This is a genomic window from Lentzea sp. NPDC020367, from assembly GCF_044387305.1.
GTDB lineage: Bacteria > Actinomycetota > Actinomycetes > Mycobacteriales > Pseudonocardiaceae > Lentzea.
Window position 1 is genome coordinate 197018 of sequence record NZ_JBIRVV010000004.1, and the last position, 17795, is coordinate 214812.

17 protein-coding genes are annotated in these 17795 nt (G+C 69.1%); 11 read left to right on the plus strand and 6 right to left on the minus strand.

Going from position 1 to position 17795, the window contains the following annotated elements:
- The first annotated feature begins 22 nt into the window (after positions 1 to 22).
- A complete protein-coding gene (locus tag ACH413_RS18600) occupies positions 23 to 1621 on the plus strand; it encodes a long-chain fatty acid--CoA ligase (RefSeq protein WP_360034621.1) in 1599 nt (532 codons plus the stop codon).
- A gap of 56 nt (positions 1622 to 1677) precedes the next feature.
- On the opposite strand, the gene ACH413_RS18605 is transcribed toward ACH413_RS18600, so the two are convergent.
- The gene (locus ACH413_RS18605; RefSeq protein ID WP_360034618.1) at positions 1678 to 2460 is read right to left on the minus strand and encodes a PRC and DUF2382 domain-containing protein; all 783 of its coding nucleotides are present in this window, start codon (positions 2458 to 2460) and stop codon (positions 1678 to 1680) included.
- A 127-nt stretch (positions 2461 to 2587) separates the two neighbouring features.
- Complete coding sequence (locus ACH413_RS18610; protein ID WP_360034615.1) at positions 2588 to 3280, minus strand: SDR family oxidoreductase; 693 nt, start codon at positions 3278 to 3280, stop codon at positions 2588 to 2590.
- Positions 3281 to 3364: 84 nt separating this feature from the next.
- Here ACH413_RS18610 and ACH413_RS18615 point away from each other — a divergent pair, with 84 nt between their 5' ends.
- Positions 3365 to 4195 (plus strand): LysR family transcriptional regulator, encoded by an 831-nt coding sequence (locus tag ACH413_RS18615; RefSeq protein ID WP_360034612.1) that lies wholly within the window; start codon positions 3365 to 3367, stop codon positions 4193 to 4195.
- Here ACH413_RS18615 and ilvD read toward each other — a convergent pair.
- Both ilvD and ACH413_RS18625 read right to left on the minus strand, forming a co-directional pair.
- Complete coding sequence (ilvD, locus tag ACH413_RS18620) at positions 4192 to 5880, minus strand: dihydroxy-acid dehydratase (RefSeq protein WP_360034609.1); 1689 nt, start codon at positions 5878 to 5880, stop codon at positions 4192 to 4194. The genes ACH413_RS18615 and ilvD overlap by 4 nt on opposite strands.
- 19 nt (positions 5881 to 5899) lie before the next feature.
- Complete coding sequence (locus ACH413_RS18625) at positions 5900 to 7069, minus strand: alginate lyase family protein (RefSeq protein ID WP_360034607.1); 1170 nt, start codon at positions 7067 to 7069, stop codon at positions 5900 to 5902.
- 145 nt (positions 7070 to 7214) lie between these two features.
- Between ACH413_RS18625 and ACH413_RS18630 the strand changes: the two genes are divergently transcribed.
- Positions 7215 to 7643 carry a DUF6210 family protein gene (locus ACH413_RS18630; RefSeq protein ID WP_360034604.1) on the plus strand — a complete coding sequence of 143 codons (429 nt, stop codon included), beginning with the start codon at positions 7215 to 7217 and terminating at the stop codon, positions 7641 to 7643.
- A gap of 82 nt (positions 7644 to 7725) precedes the next feature.
- Here the strand turns inward: ACH413_RS18630 and ACH413_RS18635 are convergent, their stop codons facing one another.
- On the minus strand, positions 7726 to 9195 hold the full coding sequence (locus ACH413_RS18635; protein WP_360034601.1) for a DUF1996 domain-containing protein: 1470 nt from the start codon (positions 9193 to 9195) through the stop codon (positions 7726 to 7728).
- Between the two features lie 94 nt (positions 9196 to 9289).
- A complete protein-coding gene (locus ACH413_RS18640) occupies positions 9290 to 10192 on the minus strand; it encodes a DUF4142 domain-containing protein (protein ID WP_360034598.1) in 903 nt (300 codons plus the stop codon).
- 137 nt (positions 10193 to 10329) lie between these two features.
- Here ACH413_RS18640 and ACH413_RS18645 point away from each other — a divergent pair, with 137 nt between their 5' ends.
- The 8 genes from ACH413_RS18645 (at position 10330) to ACH413_RS18680 (ending at position 17682) form a co-directional block, all read left to right on the plus strand.
- Complete coding sequence (locus ACH413_RS18645; protein WP_360034595.1) at positions 10330 to 11088, plus strand: SGNH/GDSL hydrolase family protein; 759 nt, start codon at positions 10330 to 10332, stop codon at positions 11086 to 11088.
- 142 nt (positions 11089 to 11230) lie between these two features.
- Positions 11231 to 12625, plus strand: a complete 1395-nt coding sequence (locus tag ACH413_RS18650) for an ABC transporter substrate-binding protein (RefSeq protein WP_360034592.1) — start codon at positions 11231 to 11233, stop codon at positions 12623 to 12625.
- Positions 12622 to 14439 carry an ABC transporter permease gene (locus ACH413_RS18655; protein WP_360034589.1) on the plus strand — a complete coding sequence of 606 codons (1818 nt, stop codon included), beginning with the start codon at positions 12622 to 12624 and terminating at the stop codon, positions 14437 to 14439. The genes ACH413_RS18650 and ACH413_RS18655 overlap by 4 nt, the downstream gene beginning before the upstream one ends.
- A complete protein-coding gene (locus ACH413_RS18660; RefSeq protein WP_360034586.1) occupies positions 14436 to 15128 on the plus strand; it encodes an ABC transporter ATP-binding protein in 693 nt (230 codons plus the stop codon). The genes ACH413_RS18655 and ACH413_RS18660 overlap by 4 nt, the downstream gene beginning before the upstream one ends.
- Positions 15125 to 15778 carry an ABC transporter ATP-binding protein gene (locus tag ACH413_RS18665; protein ID WP_360034583.1) on the plus strand — a complete coding sequence of 218 codons (654 nt, stop codon included), beginning with the start codon at positions 15125 to 15127 and terminating at the stop codon, positions 15776 to 15778. The genes ACH413_RS18660 and ACH413_RS18665 overlap by 4 nt, the downstream gene beginning before the upstream one ends.
- Complete coding sequence (locus tag ACH413_RS18670) at positions 15775 to 17028, plus strand: choice-of-anchor P family protein (RefSeq protein ID WP_360034580.1); 1254 nt, start codon at positions 15775 to 15777, stop codon at positions 17026 to 17028. The genes ACH413_RS18665 and ACH413_RS18670 overlap by 4 nt, the downstream gene beginning before the upstream one ends.
- Entirely contained in the window at positions 17025 to 17333 is a 309-nt protein-coding gene (locus ACH413_RS18675; RefSeq protein WP_360034577.1) for a hypothetical protein, read from the plus strand. Before ACH413_RS18670 ends, ACH413_RS18675 begins: the two co-directional genes overlap by 4 nt.
- Before the next feature lie 22 nt (positions 17334 to 17355).
- Entirely contained in the window at positions 17356 to 17682 is a 327-nt protein-coding gene (locus tag ACH413_RS18680) for a hypothetical protein (RefSeq protein WP_360034574.1), read from the plus strand.
- The last annotated feature ends 113 nt before the right edge of the window (positions 17683 to 17795 follow it).

Below are 17795 nucleotides of genomic sequence, written 5' to 3' on the forward strand. Positions count from 1 at the left end.
CGCTCCAGAGAAGGGGAGAGCAATGGCGCTGTCGATTCCCGGCCTGCTGCGCGACCGGGTCGCCCGCACGCCCGACGCCGAGGCGATGCGGTACCGCGACCACGGTGGCTGGGTCTCGCTGACGTGGTCCGAGCTGCAGGAACGGGTCGCCGCGGAGGCGTTCGGGCTGGCGGAGAAGGGGCTGCGCAAGGGCGACCGCGTGGCGTTGATGGGCCGCACGAGCATCGAGTGGATCGTCACCGACCTCGCCGTGCTCGCCGCTGGCGGCGCAACCACCACGATCTACCCGAACAGCACGGCCGCCGAGGTCGCGCACATCATCGGCGACTCCGGCAGCCGGATCGTGGTCGTGGAGACCGACGAGCACGCCGCGTCGATGCCGGACGGTGTCGAGGTGCTGCGGTTCGGCGCGGTTCCGCAGGGCTCCGGTGACTACGACGCGTTGATCGACGGGCTCGCGCAGGACGACCTGGCGACGTTGATCTACACCTCGGGCACGACCGGCACGCCCAAGGGCGTCGAGCTCACCCACGAGAACTGGCTGACGACCGCGGAAGCCGTTGCGTCCCTGGGCATTCTGCAGCCGACGGACCTGCACTTCCTGTGGCTGCCGCTCTCGCACGCGTTCGGCAAGGTGCTGACGATGGCGATGATCGCCGCGGGCGTGCCGACCGCCGTCGACGGCAGCGTCGAGCGGATCGTGGACAACCTCGGCGAGCTGCGGCCGTCCATCGTGGCCGCCGCGCCGCGCATCTTCGAGAAGATCCACGGCCGGATCGTCGCGGGTGCGCGGGAGAAGGGCGGCGTCACCGAGAAGATCTTCCGGTGGGCCGACCGCGAGCACGGTCCGGCGACGCGCTGGCTCGCGGATCGCCTGGTGTACCGCAAGCTGCGCGACCGCGTGGGCGGCCGGATCCGCTACTTCGTGTCGGGCTCGGCGCCGCTCGCGCCGGAGATCGCGGAGTTCTTCGAACGCGCCGGCATCACGATCCTGGAGGGCTACGGGCTCACCGAGTCGTCCGCGGCGACGTTCTTCAACCGGCCGGGCATGATCGCGATCGGCACGGTCGGGCCGCCGATCCCCGGCATGGAGGTCAAGATCGCCGAGGACGGCGAGGTGCTGCTGCGCGGCCCCGGCGTCATGCGCGGCTACCACAACCGGCCGGACGCGACCGCCGAGTCGCTGGTCGACGGCTGGCTGCACACCGGCGACATCGGCGAACTCGACGACGCGGGCCGGTTGAAGATCACCGACCGCAAGAAGGAACTGATCAAGACCTCCGGCGGCAAGTACGTGGCGCCGACCAGGATCGAGAGCATGATCAACGCGGCGTCGCCGTACATCAGCAACGTGATCGTGCACGGCGACCGGCGCAAGTACTGCGTGGCGCTCGTGACGCTCGACCCGGACACCGCGTCTGGGCTCACGGACGCCGAGTCCGAAGTGGACAACGCGATCAAGTCTGTCAACGCTCAGCTCGCGCGGCACGAGACGATCAAGCGGTTCGCCGTGCTGGAGCACGACTTCAGCGTCGAGGACGGGTTGCTGACCGCGTCGCTCAAGCCGCGTCGCCGGGAGATCGAGAAGCGCTACTCCGACGTTCTCGACAGCCTTTACTAACGGCATCAGCGAACCGCCCACCGACGGAAGTGGTGGGCGGTTCGCTGGGACGTTCGTTACCGGCGGCCGCGCGGTTCGTCGTCGCGCTCTACCTCGACGCGTTCCTTGCGGACCTCGCCCTTGATGTCCTTCTGCTCGGTGATGGCGTCCTTCTCCAGCCGGACGCGTTCCACGGCCTCGGTGCGCTTCTGCACCACCGGTTCCTCGCGGTGCAAGGTGATCTCCGCCTGTTCGTCGGCGAACGCCTTGCCGGTGCTGCCTTCCGCGGGCTCGCGGACGACCCGGACCTCCTCGTGCGTGACCGGCACGGTGATGTTGCGCTGCTCGGTGACCGTGTGCTTGACCAGCCGCACCCGGCCCGTCTCGACACTGCGCGTGCCGACGTCGAGCTTCTCCTCCGAGAGCGTGACCTCGGCCGCGTCACCCCGTGCGGTGCCGCGCTGCCCGGCCATCTGTCGCCCGGCGGCCTGCCTGCCGTTGCCGCCCTTGCTGTCCAGCCGGTCGTGCTCGCCGGTCTTGGCCTGCGGGATCATCCCGTAGTGCCGGTAGAGCGCCTCCTGCTCCTGGTCCGACATGTGGTCGCCGGAGGTGTGCATGCTCGGCGACTCCTTCACCTGCTCCTTGGTGACCGGAACGGTGATCGCGCCGCCCGCCACCTGTCCCTGCTGGATCGGGACGAAGCTCTCCTTCATGCCGAACAGTCCGGTGTGGACCTCGGCCCACATCGGCTTCCCGGTGCCGTCCTCGAGCCACACCCGCTTGACCGAACCGATCTTCTCGCCCCGGTTGTCGATCACGTCGCAGTCGTACAGAGCCTCAACGTGCGTCTGATCGATCATCGTGTCGTCCCTCCGCGTTGGCCGTTGACTGTGAACGCGAGGTACCCGCCGCTGTGAGCTCAATCGCGGGTGCCCACCGACCGGGTGACCGCGCCCTCATAGCGGATTCAGTCGACCGGGCGACCCTTCACCAGGCGATGACGCCCTCGTCGTCGAAGAAGCCACCGCGCGGACCGTCGTCCGGCAGGGTGGCGAGCCGCAGCGCGATCGCGGCGCCCTCCTCAGGCGTGCGCGGGGAGGCGAAGCCGGTGAAGTCGGTCGCGACGTAGCCGGGGCAGCAGGCGTTCACGATGACGTTCGTGCCGTCGAACGCCCGCGCGTACTGGACGGTGATGCTGTTGAGCATCGACTTCGACGGCGCGTACGCGGCCATGATCGGGCCGGTGCGCAACGCCAGCGAGCCCATGTTGCTCGACACGTTCACGATCCGGGGCGAGGCAGCCTGGCGCAGCAGCGGGAGAAGCGCGTTCGTCACCCGGACGACGCCGAACACGTTGGTGTCGAGGACGGTGCGGACGACGTCGAGGTCCAGCGTCGTCGGATCCTGCGGCCCGGGCCCGCCGATGCCGGCGTTGTTGACGAGCACGTCGAGCCGTTCGATCGCCGCCGCGGCCTCCGCGACGCTCTCGTCCGAGGTGACGTCCAGCGCGACCCCGAACGCGTCGATTCCGTTGGCGCGCAGGCGTTCGACGGCCTCCTTGCGGCGGACGTCGTCGCGTGCGCCCACCGCGACCCTGAAGTCGAGCGCTCCGAGCCCTTGGGCGATGGCGAAGCCGATTCCCTTGTTCGCGCCGGTGACCAGCGCGGTCTTCTTGTTCACCTCTTCATGCTCGGCTCGCTGTGTGCGTGCTGTCCAAGATCGATTCAGTAAGCTCTGATACCTACCGGGTATTAGGCTTGGTCCGTGGACGATCTGGAGACCCGCGAGCTTCGTTATTTCGTGGCCGTCGCGGAGGAGCTCCACTTCGGACGTGCCGCTGCCCGGCTCGGGATCGCCCAGCCGCCTCTCTCGCGGGCGATCACCCAGCTGGAACGCCGGCTCGGCGTCCGGCTGCTCGACCGCGATCGGCGCGGTGCGGCCCTCACGGACGCGGGCCGGGTGTTGTTGCGCGAGGCCAGAACGGCGCTCGACGCGGTCGCGGCCGCCGTCCGCCGGACCCGTCGTGCGGGAGATCCGGAGCGCCCGCTGGTGCTGGTGACGAAGGCCGGAGCGTCGCACGAGCTGTTGCGAGCGCTGCTCGACGCGCTGGCCGAGCCGGTCGAGGTGCTGCTGTGCGAGGTGGGGGAGCAGGCGCACCGGCTGCGCGACGGGCAGGCCGACATCGCGTTGATGCACCGCCCGTTCGACGACCTCGCCGGGTTCGACACCGCCGACCTGCACACCGAGAGCCAGGTGACGATCGTCCCAGCGACGCACCCGCTCGCCGCACGCGACAGCGTCACGCTGGCGGAGGTCAGCGCCGTGCCGGACCTGCCGATCGCCCGCTGGCCCCGGCTCGACGGGACCTATCCGGACGGCCCTGGCCCCGAGGTGCGCACCCAGTCGCAGCTCGCCCAGCTCGTGGCGCTCGGCAGGACCCTGCTCGTCATCCCCGCCTCCAGCCGCGCCTGGCAGTGGCCGGAACACGTCGCGGTGCCCGTGGTGGACGCGCCGGACGTGACGACGGTGCTGGCCTGGCCGCCGGGCTCGCCAGTGCAGTCACTGGTGCGCTCGGCGGCCGGGCTCAGTTTCTAGTCGCAGACCGCGCCACGTGAGGCCGAACCGACCAGCTTGGCGTACTTGGCGAGCACGCCGCGTTCGTAGCGCGGAGGCAGCGGCGCCCAGCCTTCCTTGCGGCTGTCCAGGTCGGCGTCGACGTCGAGCGTGCCCTTGGCGACGTTGAGCGTGATCTGGTCGCCGTCGCGCACGAACGCGATGGGCCCTCCGTCGACCGCCTCCGGTGCCACGTGCCCGACGCACAGTCCTGTCGTGCCACCGGAGAACCGGCCGTCGGTGAGCAGCAGGACGTCCTTGCCGAGGCCCGCGCCCTTGATCGCCGCGGTGATCGCGAGCATCTCGCGCATGCCCGGCCCGCCCTTGGGGCCCTCGTAGCGGATGACCACGACGTCGCCCGCGGTGATGGTGCCGTCCTCCAGCGCGTCCATCGCGGCGCGTTCGCGGTCGAACACCCGCGCGGTGCCGGTGAAGACGTCCGAGTCGAAGCCCGCCGACTTGACCACGGCGCCGTCCGGGGCGAGCGAGCCCTTGAGGATCGTGATGCCGCCGGTGTGGTGGATGGGCTTGTCGAGCGCGCGCAGCACCAGTCCGTCGGGGTCGGGCGGGTTGATGTCGGCGAGGTTCTCGGCGACCGTGCGGCCGGTGACGGTGAGGCAGTCGCCGTGCAGCAGACCGGCGTCCAGCAGCGCCTTCATCACCACGGGCACACCACCGATGCGGTCGACGTCCGTCATCACGTGCCGGCCGAACGGCTTCACGTCCGCGAGGTGCGGCACGCGTTCGCCGATGCGGCTGAAGTCGTCGAGGCTGAGTTCGACGCCGGCCTCGTGCGCGATGGCGAGCAGGTGCAGCACCGCGTTGGTGGAACCGCCGAACGCCATCACGACGGAGATCGCGTTCTCGAACGCCTCACGCGTCATGATCTGCCGCGCGGTGATGCCCTTGCGCAGCATCTCGACCACGGCCTGCCCGGACCGTCGCGCGAACCCGTCCCGGCGCCGGTCGGTGGCCGGGGGAGCGGCACTGCCCGGCAACGACATGCCGAGGGCCTCGGCCGCGCTGGCCATGGTGTTCGCCGTGTACATGCCACCGCAGGCGCCCTCGCCGGGGCAGATCGCGCGTTCGATCAGGTCGACGTCCTCACGGCTCATCAGTCCGCGCGCACAGGCCCCGACGGCCTCGAACGCGTCGATGATCGTGACCTCTTTTTCGGTGCCGTCGGTCAGCGTGACCCGGCCGGGCAGGATCGACCCGGCGTAGAGGAACACGCTGGCCAGGTCGAGCCGCGCCGCCGCCATCAGCATGCCGGGCAACGACTTGTCGCAGCCCGCGAGCAGCACCGACCCGTCCAGCCGCTCGGCCATCATCACGGTCTCGACGCTGTCGGCGATCACCTCGCGCGAGACCAGCGAGAAGTGCATGCCCTCGTGGCCCATCGAGATGCCGTCCGACACCGAGATGGTGCCGAACTCCAGCGGATACCCGCCCGCCGCGTGCACGCCGTCCTTGGACGCCTTCGCGAGACGGTCGAGCGACAGGTTGCAGGGCGTGATCTCGTTCCACGACGAGGCGACGCCGATCTGCGGCTTCTCCCAGTCCTCGTCACCCATGCCGACGGCCCGGAGCATGCCGCGCGCGGCGGTGCGCTCCAGGCCGTCGGTCACGTCGCGGCTGCGTGGCTTCACGTCCGGTGTCTCGGTCATGAGCGCACGCTAGTCGCTTCTAGGAGGGGTTTGCTGCGTGAGTCAGCGTCTCCCAGGCGATGAAGAGGTTGTCGGTCCCGTGTGGACGATTCGACTCCGTGTAGATCTTGGTGTTCGCCATCGCGATGCCCAGCCGGGTGTTCAACGCGTTGTAGCTGACCTCGGGCGTCGGTCCGAGCTCACGGCTGAGCGTGCCGCCGCACAGCCAGGACGGCATCGGCTCGCCGTTCTGGTACTTGCTGTGCAGGCCCCACGCGTGCCGCATGCGGTCCTTGATCTCGCCCCAGATGTCCTGGCCCTGGATGCGCGCGGTCTCGGCGAGGTGCGAGGCAGCTGAGAGCCCGTACGCGGTGTGGGCGAAGTCGCGGCAGGTCTCCTGGGTGAGGCCGTCGACGAACGTGGACTGGTTGTGCCAGTAGGAGATGATCTCGGCCCTGGTGTCGATGCCGCTGCCCGGCGGCGTCTTCGGCAGCGCGCCGTCGGTGGTCAGGTAGATGAACGCCTGGATGCGCGTCCGGAAGATGCCGATCGCCTTGTCGTAGGCGGCCTTGTCCTCCAGGAACACCGCGATGCCGATCGACGCCTCCATCATGCTGAGTTCCCAGTTGCCGTTGGTGTTCGCGCGGCCGTTCTGGATCTCGGGCAGGTAGACGTTGCGCAGCATCGTGCCGAACCTCGCGCTGTTGGGCCAGGTTCCGTAGACGTGCTTGATGATCTCGGCGGCCTTGGGCCAGCTCGACGCCGACCACGCGGTCTGCAGCGGGGCGTTCGAGTTGGTGTGGTCGCGGATCGTGTTCGACCAGGCGTCCATGATCTGGATCGCCTTGGTCGCGTACCTCGCGTCGCGGGTGACGTACCAGGCCAGGGAGAGGGTGTAGGCGGCGAGCGCGTCCTCGCGTTCGTCGGTGCAGCCGTTGTTGGGATTGCTGACGGGGCCGCATTCCACGACGGCGCGGGGCTTCGGCGTGCGGTTCAGGTCGGCGTACTTCGACGCCAGCATGCGGTCGTAGGCGAGCTTCCACGGCTGTGCGCCGGCCAGGACCTTGGTGCGCACGAAGTCGAGCTGTGGCCGGGAGACGACGACTCCCGGGTGGACGAACGTCGCCGGTGCCGCCTGGGCTGAGCCGGTGACCGGGACCAGAAGAGATGCCAGCAGTGCGATCAGCACCGTGCAGGAGCGGGTGACCATGCGGCCAGTGTTAGTGGTCTATACCTTTTCGGTCAACCATCCCGGAACAAGATTCACGGTGGTGAAACGGTTCATGCTGATGAACAGGTCCGCGTGGCAGCGAAATGCGTTGAATTTGCTGCGGTGGCTCGGAAAGCTGCGGTTCATGAGCACACGCCGGTACGTCTTCCTGGACCCCGACGGCAGTGCCGGTGACGGCTGGCTGCACGTGGTGGTCGAGGCGCGGACCGGAGTCGTCTACCAACAGCAGTGCGGAGGAACCGCCTGCCGGCAGGCGCAGGCGGAGGGATTCCTGGTGCCGCTGTTCGGCCCCGATGGACTGGCCGCCCTGCGCGAACTGTTCGAGAAGCACTTCCGCGGTGCCGGCACCTGGGACCACGGCTGGCTGGACAGCGAACGGTCCAGGCTCCGCGAGGGTGTGGGAATGATCGGCTACTGGGCGTGCAACGGGTCCGAGGAGGAGCTGACCGTCCTGCGGCTCGACGAGAGCCGGATCCGGGAGGTCGACGAGGCGTGGATCCCGGTGATCACGGCGGACGGCCCCGGGTTCCTGGTGTGGGCCAACTCGGACTGAACCGTCCACAGTGGTCAGGACAGCGAAGAGCCCCGGTGCGCGGGAGGTGCACCGGGGCTCTTCGGGTCACGCGGTCAGAGCGTCACTCGCGGCACTTCTTGCCGGAGTTCACGCAGTTGACGAGGCGGTTCATGATCTTCTGCGACATCACGTTGGCGAAGTCGTCGTGGTCGGTGAGCGGGTTGTGCTCCTCCTCCGGGAAGGAGTCGACCAGGTAGCGACCGTCCTTCTGGACGTCCAGCGGGATCTTGTAGGTCAGCGAGATGCGCAGCTGGGGAACGGCCTTGAAGCCCTTCTGGCACTTGCCGTTGGCGTCCGGGAACACGATGTGCTCGCGGTGCTTCTCGGAGTCGATGTTCTTGCCGTCCCAGCAGCTCGGGAAGTCGTGGATCCGCTTGACGTTCGAGCCCTGGGGGCAGATCGGGTACTTGTCCATCAGGACCTTGTCCTCGAAGCCCGTGCAGGTCCACGACGCCTTGGCGTTCTTCGGGCCGTTCTGGCCGGCCTTCGCGTCACCGTAGAGAATGCGGAGGAACTTCGGCATCGCGACGACCTTGCCGGTCGGGCTGCCGCGGAACTGCAGGTCGACGACGGCGGGGCGCTGGATCTCGCCCTCGTTGCCCTCGAGCTCGTTGTCCGCGTTCTCCTCGGGGTTGTTCTGCTGCTTCTTGGCCTCGGTGCCCTCGGCCTGAGCGGCGTCGGCGTTCTCGCCGCCGTTGTCGAGGCCTTCCTCACCCGCGGCCTTGTCCTTGACCGCACACGCGGCGGCCGGGTTCAGGTCGGGAGCCTGCTTGCCCTGGCGGCTGAACGCCAGCATCATCCGGTTCAGGATGGCGGCGCGCTTCTCGCGCGTCGGGCCGACGATGATGTTGTCGCGGTCCTGGGCCTTGGTGGAAGCGACCTTCTTCTCGGCCTCTTCGGTCACCTTCTCGATGTTCTCGAGTTCCTTGTCGATCTCCGCCTGGGCGGCGTCCGGCACGTCCTCGGGGAGCAGCGACGCGACGTCGGGGCACTCGAGCTGGGCCGCGGCCTTGTCGGCCTTGTCCTTGTCCTGCTGGGCCTTGTCGTCCTTCTTCGGCGGGGCCTGCTCCTCGGCCGGCGCGGCCTCTTCCGCTTCCTCGTCGATGATGCGCACGACGGGCCAGAAGTACGCGGACTTGTCGCCGTTCTTGCAGGTCGTGCCTGCCGCCTGCAGTGACTTGTTGTTGGAGTCCGCGTTGGTGGAGAGGTTGCCGACGTAGTCGTGCAGGTGCTGGGCACCGTTGCGAACTCCGGGCTGCGCGATGAAGTTGTCCGGGTTGAAGTGCCCGTTCTCGTTGCGGCCGCAGTTCACCGTGAACGTGCCTGTGGTGGCGTCGTTCTCCGGCTTTGGTTTTTTGACGTTCGGCTTCACCTTGGTGATGTCGACGAACAAGCTCTTGTCCGCACCGTCGGCGAGCGCGGAGCCATCAGAAGAACTGATGGCCACCACCGCGGCACCGCCCGCGACCACGGCCATCGCCGCCGCAGCGGCGGTGAGCCAGATCGTGGATTTCCTCCGGTGAATAGCCATTTGCCACCTCGTGGTAGTCCGATAAAACGGCATGGTGAAGCTGACGGCGGTATGGGGCCGCTATCTTCGGGATTGAACCTGGGTGTGCTGTTTTTTAGAACGAACGAGATTTCCGCCGTGATTTCTTCGATCGGGATATCATTCGCATCCCCACCAGCGCGAGCGCGAGCACCCCGATGGCGGCGAAGAAGACACCGTTGTTGTCCCCGAACACGCCTTGCTCGGCGGTGCGGGTGAACCTCGTGCCCTCCGGCACGGTCGGGATCACGCCGTCGGTCGGGTTGGCTGACTGGTCGGCAGCCTGGTCACCCGACGCGTCCGGTGCCCCGGTGCTGTCCGCGGGCGGTGGAGGCGCGAGTGGTTGCGGTGACTCCAGTCCGGCGAAGTCGACGCGGCCGGTCTCCTCGAGCACCTTCATGTGGTCGAAGACGGTGATCATCGCTTGCGTGGAAAGGATGCGGATGAGCTCGTTCTTGGTGCCCGCCCGGATCTGCGCGGCATAGGCGTAGACCTTGCCGTGCGCCGCGCGGAGGCGGTTGGCGAAGACGGCGTCGAACTCGTCGCCGTTCGCCGCGTCCATCTCGGCGAGCCAGCCCTTCTGCTCGTCCGAGGCCTCGGTGGGCAACGTGTGGCCGAGCAGAACGCCCGCCCGGTTCACCACGTTGTCCAGGAGCGTGTGCCCCTCGATGAGGTGCTTGCAGGCCTCTTGGATCTTGGGCTGGTCGGCCCGCTTGGCTTTGCCCTTCTCGCCCGCGGGCTTCTCCCACAGGCCGGCCTGCTTGACCCGGTTCATGAAGTCCCGGTCGGCCGGTCCGAGTGGCCCCCACTGCGTCTGGACGATCTCGTCGCCCTTGCCGCCGCTGTCTGGCGGCGGGGTGGAGATGGGGGTGGACGGCGTCGTGCTCGGCTGGCCGACCGCACTCCCGGTGTTCAGGAGCACCGCCAGCGCACAGCCGGCCACCGCGACCATCAGTCGCGTCGGCTTCGCCAAGTCCATGGAGAGTCGCACGACCGGGGATACGGCCAGCAATGCGATGGCGCCTCAGTTCGAGACGTCTACGTTATCGAAACGTTATCGTCGCGGCCGCAACCCCGGCCGGATCTGCTCCGAATGCCCGACATAGGGTCGTGAGCATGAGCAAGCGTTTTGTGGCGTTGGGGGACTCGTTCACCGAGGGTGTGGGCGATGACGACGCCAGTCGACCGAACGGTGTGCGGGGCTGGGCGGACCGCGTCGCCGACGTGCTGGGTGCGGCGGATCCCGAGTTCACCTACGCCAACCTCGCCGTGCGCGGCCGGCTGATGCCGCAGGTGCTGGGCGAGCAGCTTGAGCGCGCTCTCGCGATGAAGCCGGACCTCGTCTCCCTCTACGCGGGTGGCAACGACCTCATGCGCCCGAAGGTGGACATCGACGCGTTGATGCGCCGCTATCGCGCGGCCGTCGCACGGTTGGTCACCGCGGGCGCGCGCGTAATCCTCTTCACGGGTGTCGACGGTGGTGAGGACCCGGTGTTCCGCAAGATGCGTGGTCGCGTGGCCATCTACAACGAGCACGTGCGCGCGATCGCCGCCGAACACTCGTGCGTGCTGGGTGACATGTGGAACATGCGGCAGCTGCGCGACCGTCGCATGTGGTCCGCGGACCGGCTGCACCTCAACTCGCTCGGGCACACCGAGGTCGCGATCTCCGTCCTCGAAGGCCTGGGGGTCGAGCACGCGCTGGAGCGGACCCTGCTCGGCGTGGCTCCGCTGGTCGACCGTCGCGCCAAGCGGGCGGAGGACTGGCAGTGGGCCCGCGAGCACGTCGTGCCGTGGGTGATGCGGCGCGTGCGCGGGGAGTCCTCCGGCGACGTGATCCGGCCGCGCCGCCCGGAGCTGCTGCCGCCGTCGTAAGTAGAACGTGTTCCTTGACGCGGTCGCTTCTAACGAGGCGACCGCGCTTTGGTGACGGCTTTTCGCACGATTCTTTGCAGATAGAACGCGTTCTAGAAGTTACTTGGGTCTGGATGGATGCAGATCCCTAACGTCAGTGCGCATGCGTCGCAGGACCGCACTGATCGCATTGATGATCTGCGCGTTGATCGCCGGCTGCGGAAGCAGGCTCACCGACGAGCAACGGGCCGCACTCGTCGTGCCTCAAGGAGGGTCGGCCGGCACCCAGGACGGCGTGGTGACCGGCGAGGACGGCGCGGCGTCCGAGGGCACCGCGGAGCAACCGGGTGCCGCGAACCCCCAGGAGCCCAACAAGCAGCCGAACCCGCCCGGCAGCATCGCGGGCGGCTGCCAAGGGACCGGCGGCGCCACGGACAAGGGCGTCACGGCCGGCGAGATCACGATCGCCAACATCTCCGACATCAGCGGCCCGGTGCCCGGCATCTTCCAGTCGGCGCAGCAGGCGACCAAGGCGTTCGTCGAGTACTTCAACGCCACCCAGGGCTCGGTGTGCGGCCGCAAGCTCAAGCTCGTCTCGTTCGACTCGCGCACCGACAGCGGCGGCGACCAGCAGGCCACCTCCCAGGCCTGTGAACAGGCCTTCGCGCTGGTCGGCTCGATGTCGGCGTTCGACCAGGGCGGCGGACCGGCGGCGGCCGGGTGCGGCATCCCGGACCTGCGGGCCTCGACCGTCACCGCGCAACGCCAGCGCACGGCCGTGAGCTTCGGTGTCGCGTCGAACGTCGTGAACCTCGTGTCGTCGGCGGGCCCTGACCTGGTCAAGTCGAGCTTCCCCGGCGGCGTCAACGCCGCGGCGTACCTCTACCTCAACGCCGACGCGAGCGCGCAGAACGCCAAGAGCATGCAGAAGGCGGCCGAGGCGCGCGGGATCAAGTTCGTCTACTCGCAGGCCATCGACATCACCGATGTCAACTACGCGCCGTACGTGGCGAAGCTGAAGGAGACCGGCACCAAGATCGTCTACTGGATCGGGTCCGCGCAGTACGCCGTGCGGTTGCAGCAGGCCATGCGGCAGCAGGGCTACACGCCGGAAGCGTTCATCACCGACCCGTCCGCCTACGACCCGCAGTACATCAAGCAGGGCGGGGCGGCGGTCGACGGCACCGTCGTCTACACGAACGGCGCGTTGTTCGAGGAGTCCAACGCCCAGGTGGCGCTGTACAAGCAGTGGCTCGGCCGGGTGGCGCCTGGTGCGGCGCCCTCGTACTTCGGGATGTTCGCCTGGTCGGCGGCGCGGTTGTTCGTCACCACCGCGGCGAAGGTCGGGCCACAACTGACCCGCAAGGCGATGCTGGAGGCGGTGCGCGGGGTGCACGACTTCACCGCAGAGGGGATGGTCGCGCCGCAGGACGTCGGGGGCAAACGGACTTCGGCCTGCATGACGCTGGTGCGGCTGAAGGGCGGGGCGTGGTCGCGGCTCGCGCCGGCGTCCGGGTACTCGTGCGGGACGTTGATCGACACGGGGGTGGGCGGATGACCGCACTCCTCGCGTACACCATCTTCGGCCTGGTCACGGGTGGCGCGTACGCCGTCGTCGCCGGCGGTCTCGTGCTGACCTACAGCACCTCCAAGGTGTTCAACGTCGGCCACGGCGCGATCGGCATGGTCATGGCGTTCCTCTACTGGGAGCTCGCCGAGAACCGCGGCCTGCCGCAGTGGCTCGCGCTGCTGCTCGTGGTGGGGGTGTGCGCGCCGCTGTTCGGGCTGGTGATCGAACGGTTCATCATGCGCCGGCTCGCGGGCGCGCCGGTCGGGATCACGCTGGTGGCCGGGGTCGGCGTGCTGGTCGGGCTCATCGGGGTGGCGCAGGTGATCTGGCCGCCGCAGGCACGTCCGGTGCGGCCGTTCCTCGACCAGCTCGGCGTCCACATCGGACAGTCGTTCGTCAGCGGACACGACCTGGTGACGCTGGCCTGCGCGGTGCTCGTCGCGGGCGGGTTGTACGTGCTGCTGAACCGGACGCGGACCGGGCTGGCGATGCGGGCGTGCGTGGACGCGCCGGAACTGGCCGCGCTCTACGGGACGCGGCCGCATCGTTTGTCGGCGCTGAGCTGGGCGATCGGGTCGGCGCTGGCCGCGTTGGGCGGGATCCTGCTGACGCCGGTCGTGCAGCTCGACTACGTGACGATGACGTTGCTCGTGATCACCGCGTACACCGCCGCGCTGGTCGGGCGGTTGCGGAGTCTGCCGTGGACGTTCGCGGGCGCGTTGGGGCTCGGGCTGGTGCAGTCCTACGCCGTCGCCTACCTGCCGTCGTCGCCGTTCTGGATCTCGTTCCGGGCGGCGATTCCGGCGTTGTTGCTGTTCGTCGTGCTGCTCGCGATGCCGCAGTCGCCGTTGCGGATCGGTGGTGTGCGGGGATCTCGCGGGGTGGCGGTGCCGAACGCGCTGACGACCGGTGTGGGCGCCGGGCTGTTCGCGGGTGTGGTCGTCGTGCTCGCGTTGCTGGTGGACTCGGTGGTGGCCGGGCAGCTCGCGCTGGCGCTGGTGTTCGGGATCGTGCTGCTGTCGATGGTGCTGCTCACCGGGTACGGCGGGGTGGTGTCGCTGGGGCAGTTCACGTTCGTCGGCGTGGGCGCGGTGACGGTGGCACGGCTGGGGAGTTCGTCGCCGTTGACCTTGCTGATCGGCGCGGCGGTCGCGGCGGCGGTCGGCGCGCTGATCGCGTTGACGGCGTTGCGGGTCAGCGGGTTGTACCTGGCGCTGGCGACGCTCGGTTTCGCGCAGCTGATGGACAAGCTCGTGCTGCAGTCGCCGGTCGCGTTCGGGGTGCGGGGCAGTCTGCAGGTGCCGCGGATGGTCGAGTCGGCGACGGGACAACTGTTGCTGGCGGCGGGTGTCTTCGTGCTCGTCGGGATCGGTGTGCTGGCGGTCAGGCGTGGCCGGCTCGGGCGGCGGATGATCGCGGTCAAGGACAGTTCGGCGGCGTGCGCGACTTTGGGGCTCAACGTGCGCTGGATCCGGGTCTGGGTGTTCTCGTTGTCGGCGGCGATCGCGGGACTGGCGGGCGGGTTGTTCGCGCAGCTGCGGGAAACCGTTGCGGCGAGCGACTTCCAGCTGTTCAACAACCTGCCGTTGCTGCTGTTCGCGGTGATCGCGGGCGTGACGTCGGTGTCCGGCGCGTTGCTCGGCGGGGCGCTGCTGATGCTGCTTCCCGTGCTGCAGAGCGGGTTTCCGGCGTTCGCGGGGGTGGCGGTCGTGCTGCTCGGCGTGGCCGCGGCCGGGCTCGCGCGGGATCCGAACGGGCTGGTCAGCTGGGGTTTCCGGGCCTGGTCCTGGCGGCGCGCATGAGCACGTTGCGGGTGGAGGGCGTGACGGTCCGCTTCGGCGAGGTGACCGCGGTCGACGACGTGTCGCTGGTCGTCGAACCCGGCGTCACCGGGCTGATCGGGCCCAACGGCGCGGGCAAGACGACGTTGTTCGACGTGATCAGCGGGCTCCGGAAACCGTCGTCGGGCCGGGTCACGCTGGACGACGCGGACATCACCTCGCTCGGCCCGCACCAGCGGTCCAGGCTCGGCGTCGCGCGGACGTTCCAGCGGCTGGAGGTCTTCGGCTCGCTGACCGTGTCGGAGAACGTGCTGGTGGCGCTGGAAAGCCGGCGCCGGCCCGCGAAGCTCGCGCTGGAGCTGCTGGAACGGGTCGGGATCGCGGAGTTCGCCGGCAACCAGGCCGACACCGTCCCGACCGGTGCCGCGCGCCTGCTGGAGCTGGCTCGCGCGCTGGCCACCGACCCGGTGTTGCTGCTGCTGGACGAGCCGTCGTCCGGGCTCGACCGCGCGGAGACCGACGCGTTCGGCGCGTTGTTGCAGGAACTGAGCGCCGAGGGCCGTTCGGTCGTGCTGGTGGAGCACGACATGGACCTGGTGATGGGCTACTGCGACCACGTGCACGTGCTGAACCTGGGGCGGCTGCTGGTGTCCGGCACGCCCGATGTCGTTCGTGCGCACGAGGGTGTCCGGGAGGCGTATCTCGGATGATCGATCTGAAGGACGTCCACGCCGGCTACGGCCGGATCGAGGTGCTGCGCGGGGTGTCGCTGAACGTGCCGCGGGGGACCGTCACCGCGTTGCTGGGCCCGAACGGCGCCGGCAAGTCGACGCTGGTCAAGGTCCTCAGTGGACAGCTGCGGGCGACCTCCGGCCACGTCCACCTCGGCGGCGTGCACGTCAACGACGCCGCGCCCGACGAACTGGCGCGGGCGGGCCTGTGCACGATCCCGGAGGGCCGCGCGATCTTCCCGAACCTGACCGTCGCGGAGAACCTCCGCCTGATGCGCGGGGACGCCGACGTGGTCTACGACCGGTTCCCGAAACTTCGCGTGCGGCATCGGCAGCTCGCGGGTTCGATGTCCGGTGGTGAGCAGCAGATGCTCGCGTTCTCCCGCGCGTTGATCACCGACCCGGCGGTGCTGGTGATCGACGAGCTCTCGATGGGCCTCGCACCGGTGATCGTCGCCGAGCTGTACGAGGTGGTGGGGGAGTTGGCGCGCTCCGGCGTCACGATGCTGATCGTCGAGCAGTTCGCCGAGACCGCCTCCGCCGTCGCCGACCAGGTCGTCGTGATGACGCACGGCGAGATCTCCGCCGATTCCGACCTCACCACCGTCTACTTCGGAGGGACGTCATGAGGTACGCGCTCGTCCTGCTGCTCCTCCTGCTGTCCCCGGCGCCCGCGCGGGCGTCCGACATCGGCGGCTTCACGCTGTCCGCCCACGCCGCGCCGGTGTCCGTGCTGCTGCACACCGACCTGATCCCGGTGCCGGCCGAACCGCAGGGCGAGGTGCACCTCTCCTACACCCAGACCGAACTGGGCGCGGGCCCGATCGGCCGCTCGGTGGCCAGTTCGCTGTGGCCGGGCGCGGCCGTGGGCACCGGTCTGCCGCAACTGCTCGGCTTCGCCTACCCGATCCAGGCCAACGCGGCGCACCCCGGCGGCCCGGCCGACCAGTCGCAACCAGGCATGCGCGCCGCGGCCGGCGCCGCCAAGGCCGAGTCCTACGCGGGCGCGAAGCAGGAGGTGCCGTTCCTGCTGACCGTCGACGGCCTGTCGTCGAGCAGCGTCAGCACGGTCAGCGCCTCCGAAGCGAGGTCCACGGCCGTCACGTCCGCGCAGACGATCTCGTTGCTGGCGGGCCTGGTCGTCATCTCCGGCGTCCGCTTCGAGTCGGTGGCGGTGAGCGACGGCAGCAAGGGCAGCGGCACCAGCACGTTCGCGGTCGCCGAGTTCACCGTGCTGGGCCAGAAGTTCCCGGTCAAGGCCCCGGACGCACCACCGGACGGGCTCCTGAAAGCGTTGGAACCACTGGGAATCACTCTCGCCTGGCCGACGTCGTCCACCAAGCTCGAAGCCACGTCCGCGACGTCGACCAGCCGCGGCCTGACCCTGACCGTCGACGTGCTCGCGTTGCGCACCAAACTGGGCCTCGGCGGCATCCTGGACGGCATCGTGGCCCCGTTGCTGCCCAAGGAACTCGTGCCGCTGCTCAACCCGCTGCGCAAGATGGTGGTGATCGTCGGCGACACCGAGGCCGTGGCGAACGCCTCCGTCTCCTCACCCCTGACCCCACCCGACGCACCGGCACCCGTCGTACCCCCACCGCCCGCGGCCGACACGCCACCACCGGCTCTGGGAGGCACGCCTCCTGCCGCGGGCGTGAACCCGCCGTCGAAGTCGGTGACTCCGGTCGCCTCGGCCCGCACCAGGCCGCGTTCACTGCTCGACTTCCCGGGCGTACCGGCGTTGCTGGTGCTCACCGGCCTCGGCGTCGCGGCGGCGGGAGCGTTCGGCATGAAGTCGTTCGGCACGTTCCTGCTGGGCGGCGCCCCCTGTCCCTCCGGGCACCCGACCGGTGTCCCCGACCTGCGGGTGAACCCATGACGATCCAGGACCGGCGCCGCGCACGGATGCGCAGCGGGCTCGGGCTTGTCGGCACGATGCTGATGACGGCGGGCATCGCGGCGATCCTCTTCGCCTGGTGGGGTGTCGCGCACACCGGGTACACGTTCGAGCAGATCCCGTACGTCGTGTCGGGCGGGATCCTGGGCGTCGGACTGATCGGGGTGGGCGGGTTCCTCTACTTCGGGTCGTGGCTGACGAAGCTCGTGGAGGAGCAGCGGCAGACGACCTACGCGTTGTTGCAGTTGCTGGAGGAGCGGGACCGGGAGCGGGTGGAGCAGGTCTAGCCGCCTGAGCGATGATTCCGGCGTGATCGGGTGGTATAGCTACTACTTCGCCGACGAGGACGTCTGGTTCCACTACGAGGTGGACGACGAGGGCTGGGTCCGCCGGCAGGTCGACCTGCACGGCGCGGACCTGCGGCCGACGACGGCGGCGGCGCTCGCCGAGGTGCTGCACGCGCGGGACACCGGTGGCCTTGAAGCGGTGATCGCGTACGAGAAGAGGTTCGGCGTCCTGGCCGAGGGTGCCGTGCACGACGAACTGAGAGCCGCGCCCGGCGTCGAGGAGATCTCCGCCGGCGAGTTCGAACGCCTCTGGGCCGCCGCCCGCGAACACCTCGAACGAGCCACCTGACACGGTCCCGGTCTCGGTACCGGTTTCACCCACGTCAGGGACTTTCGTCAGTGGTCAACTGACAACCATGTCAAGTGGACTGAGCGTGAGAGCGTTCTCTCGAACCGCGCTGA

Excerpts from the sequence above, each read along its gene's own strand:
- ACH413_RS18650 (WP_360034592.1), top strand. The coding sequence starts at position 11,231 with ATGCGTCGCAGGACCGCACTGATCGCATTGATGATCTGCGCGTTGATC.
- ACH413_RS18625 (WP_360034607.1), bottom strand. The coding sequence starts at position 7,069 with ATGGTCACCCGCTCCTGCACGGTGCTGATCGCACTGCTGGCATCTCTT.
- ACH413_RS18670 (WP_360034580.1), top strand. The coding sequence starts at position 15,775 with ATGAGGTACGCGCTCGTCCTGCTGCTCCTCCTGCTGTCCCCGGCGCCC.
- ACH413_RS18675 (WP_360034577.1), top strand. The coding sequence starts at position 17,025 with ATGACGATCCAGGACCGGCGCCGCGCACGGATGCGCAGCGGGCTCGGG.
- ACH413_RS18600 (WP_360034621.1), top strand. The coding sequence starts at position 23 with ATGGCGCTGTCGATTCCCGGCCTGCTGCGCGACCGGGTCGCCCGCACG.
- ACH413_RS18665 (WP_360034583.1), top strand. The coding sequence starts at position 15,125 with ATGATCGATCTGAAGGACGTCCACGCCGGCTACGGCCGGATCGAGGTG.
- ilvD (WP_360034609.1), bottom strand. The coding sequence starts at position 5,880 with ATGACCGAGACACCGGACGTGAAGCCACGCAGCCGCGACGTGACCGAC.
- ACH413_RS18605 (WP_360034618.1), bottom strand. The coding sequence starts at position 2,460 with ATGATCGATCAGACGCACGTTGAGGCTCTGTACGACTGCGACGTGATC.
- ACH413_RS18645 (WP_360034595.1), top strand. The coding sequence starts at position 10,330 with ATGAGCAAGCGTTTTGTGGCGTTGGGGGACTCGTTCACCGAGGGTGTG.
- ACH413_RS18655 (WP_360034589.1), top strand. The coding sequence starts at position 12,622 with ATGACCGCACTCCTCGCGTACACCATCTTCGGCCTGGTCACGGGTGGC.
- ACH413_RS18635 (WP_360034601.1), bottom strand. The coding sequence starts at position 9,195 with ATGGCTATTCACCGGAGGAAATCCACGATCTGGCTCACCGCCGCTGCG.
- ACH413_RS18640 (WP_360034598.1), bottom strand. The coding sequence starts at position 10,192 with ATGGACTTGGCGAAGCCGACGCGACTGATGGTCGCGGTGGCCGGCTGT.
- ACH413_RS18630 (WP_360034604.1), top strand. The coding sequence starts at position 7,215 with ATGAGCACACGCCGGTACGTCTTCCTGGACCCCGACGGCAGTGCCGGT.
- ACH413_RS18660 (WP_360034586.1), top strand. The coding sequence starts at position 14,436 with ATGAGCACGTTGCGGGTGGAGGGCGTGACGGTCCGCTTCGGCGAGGTG.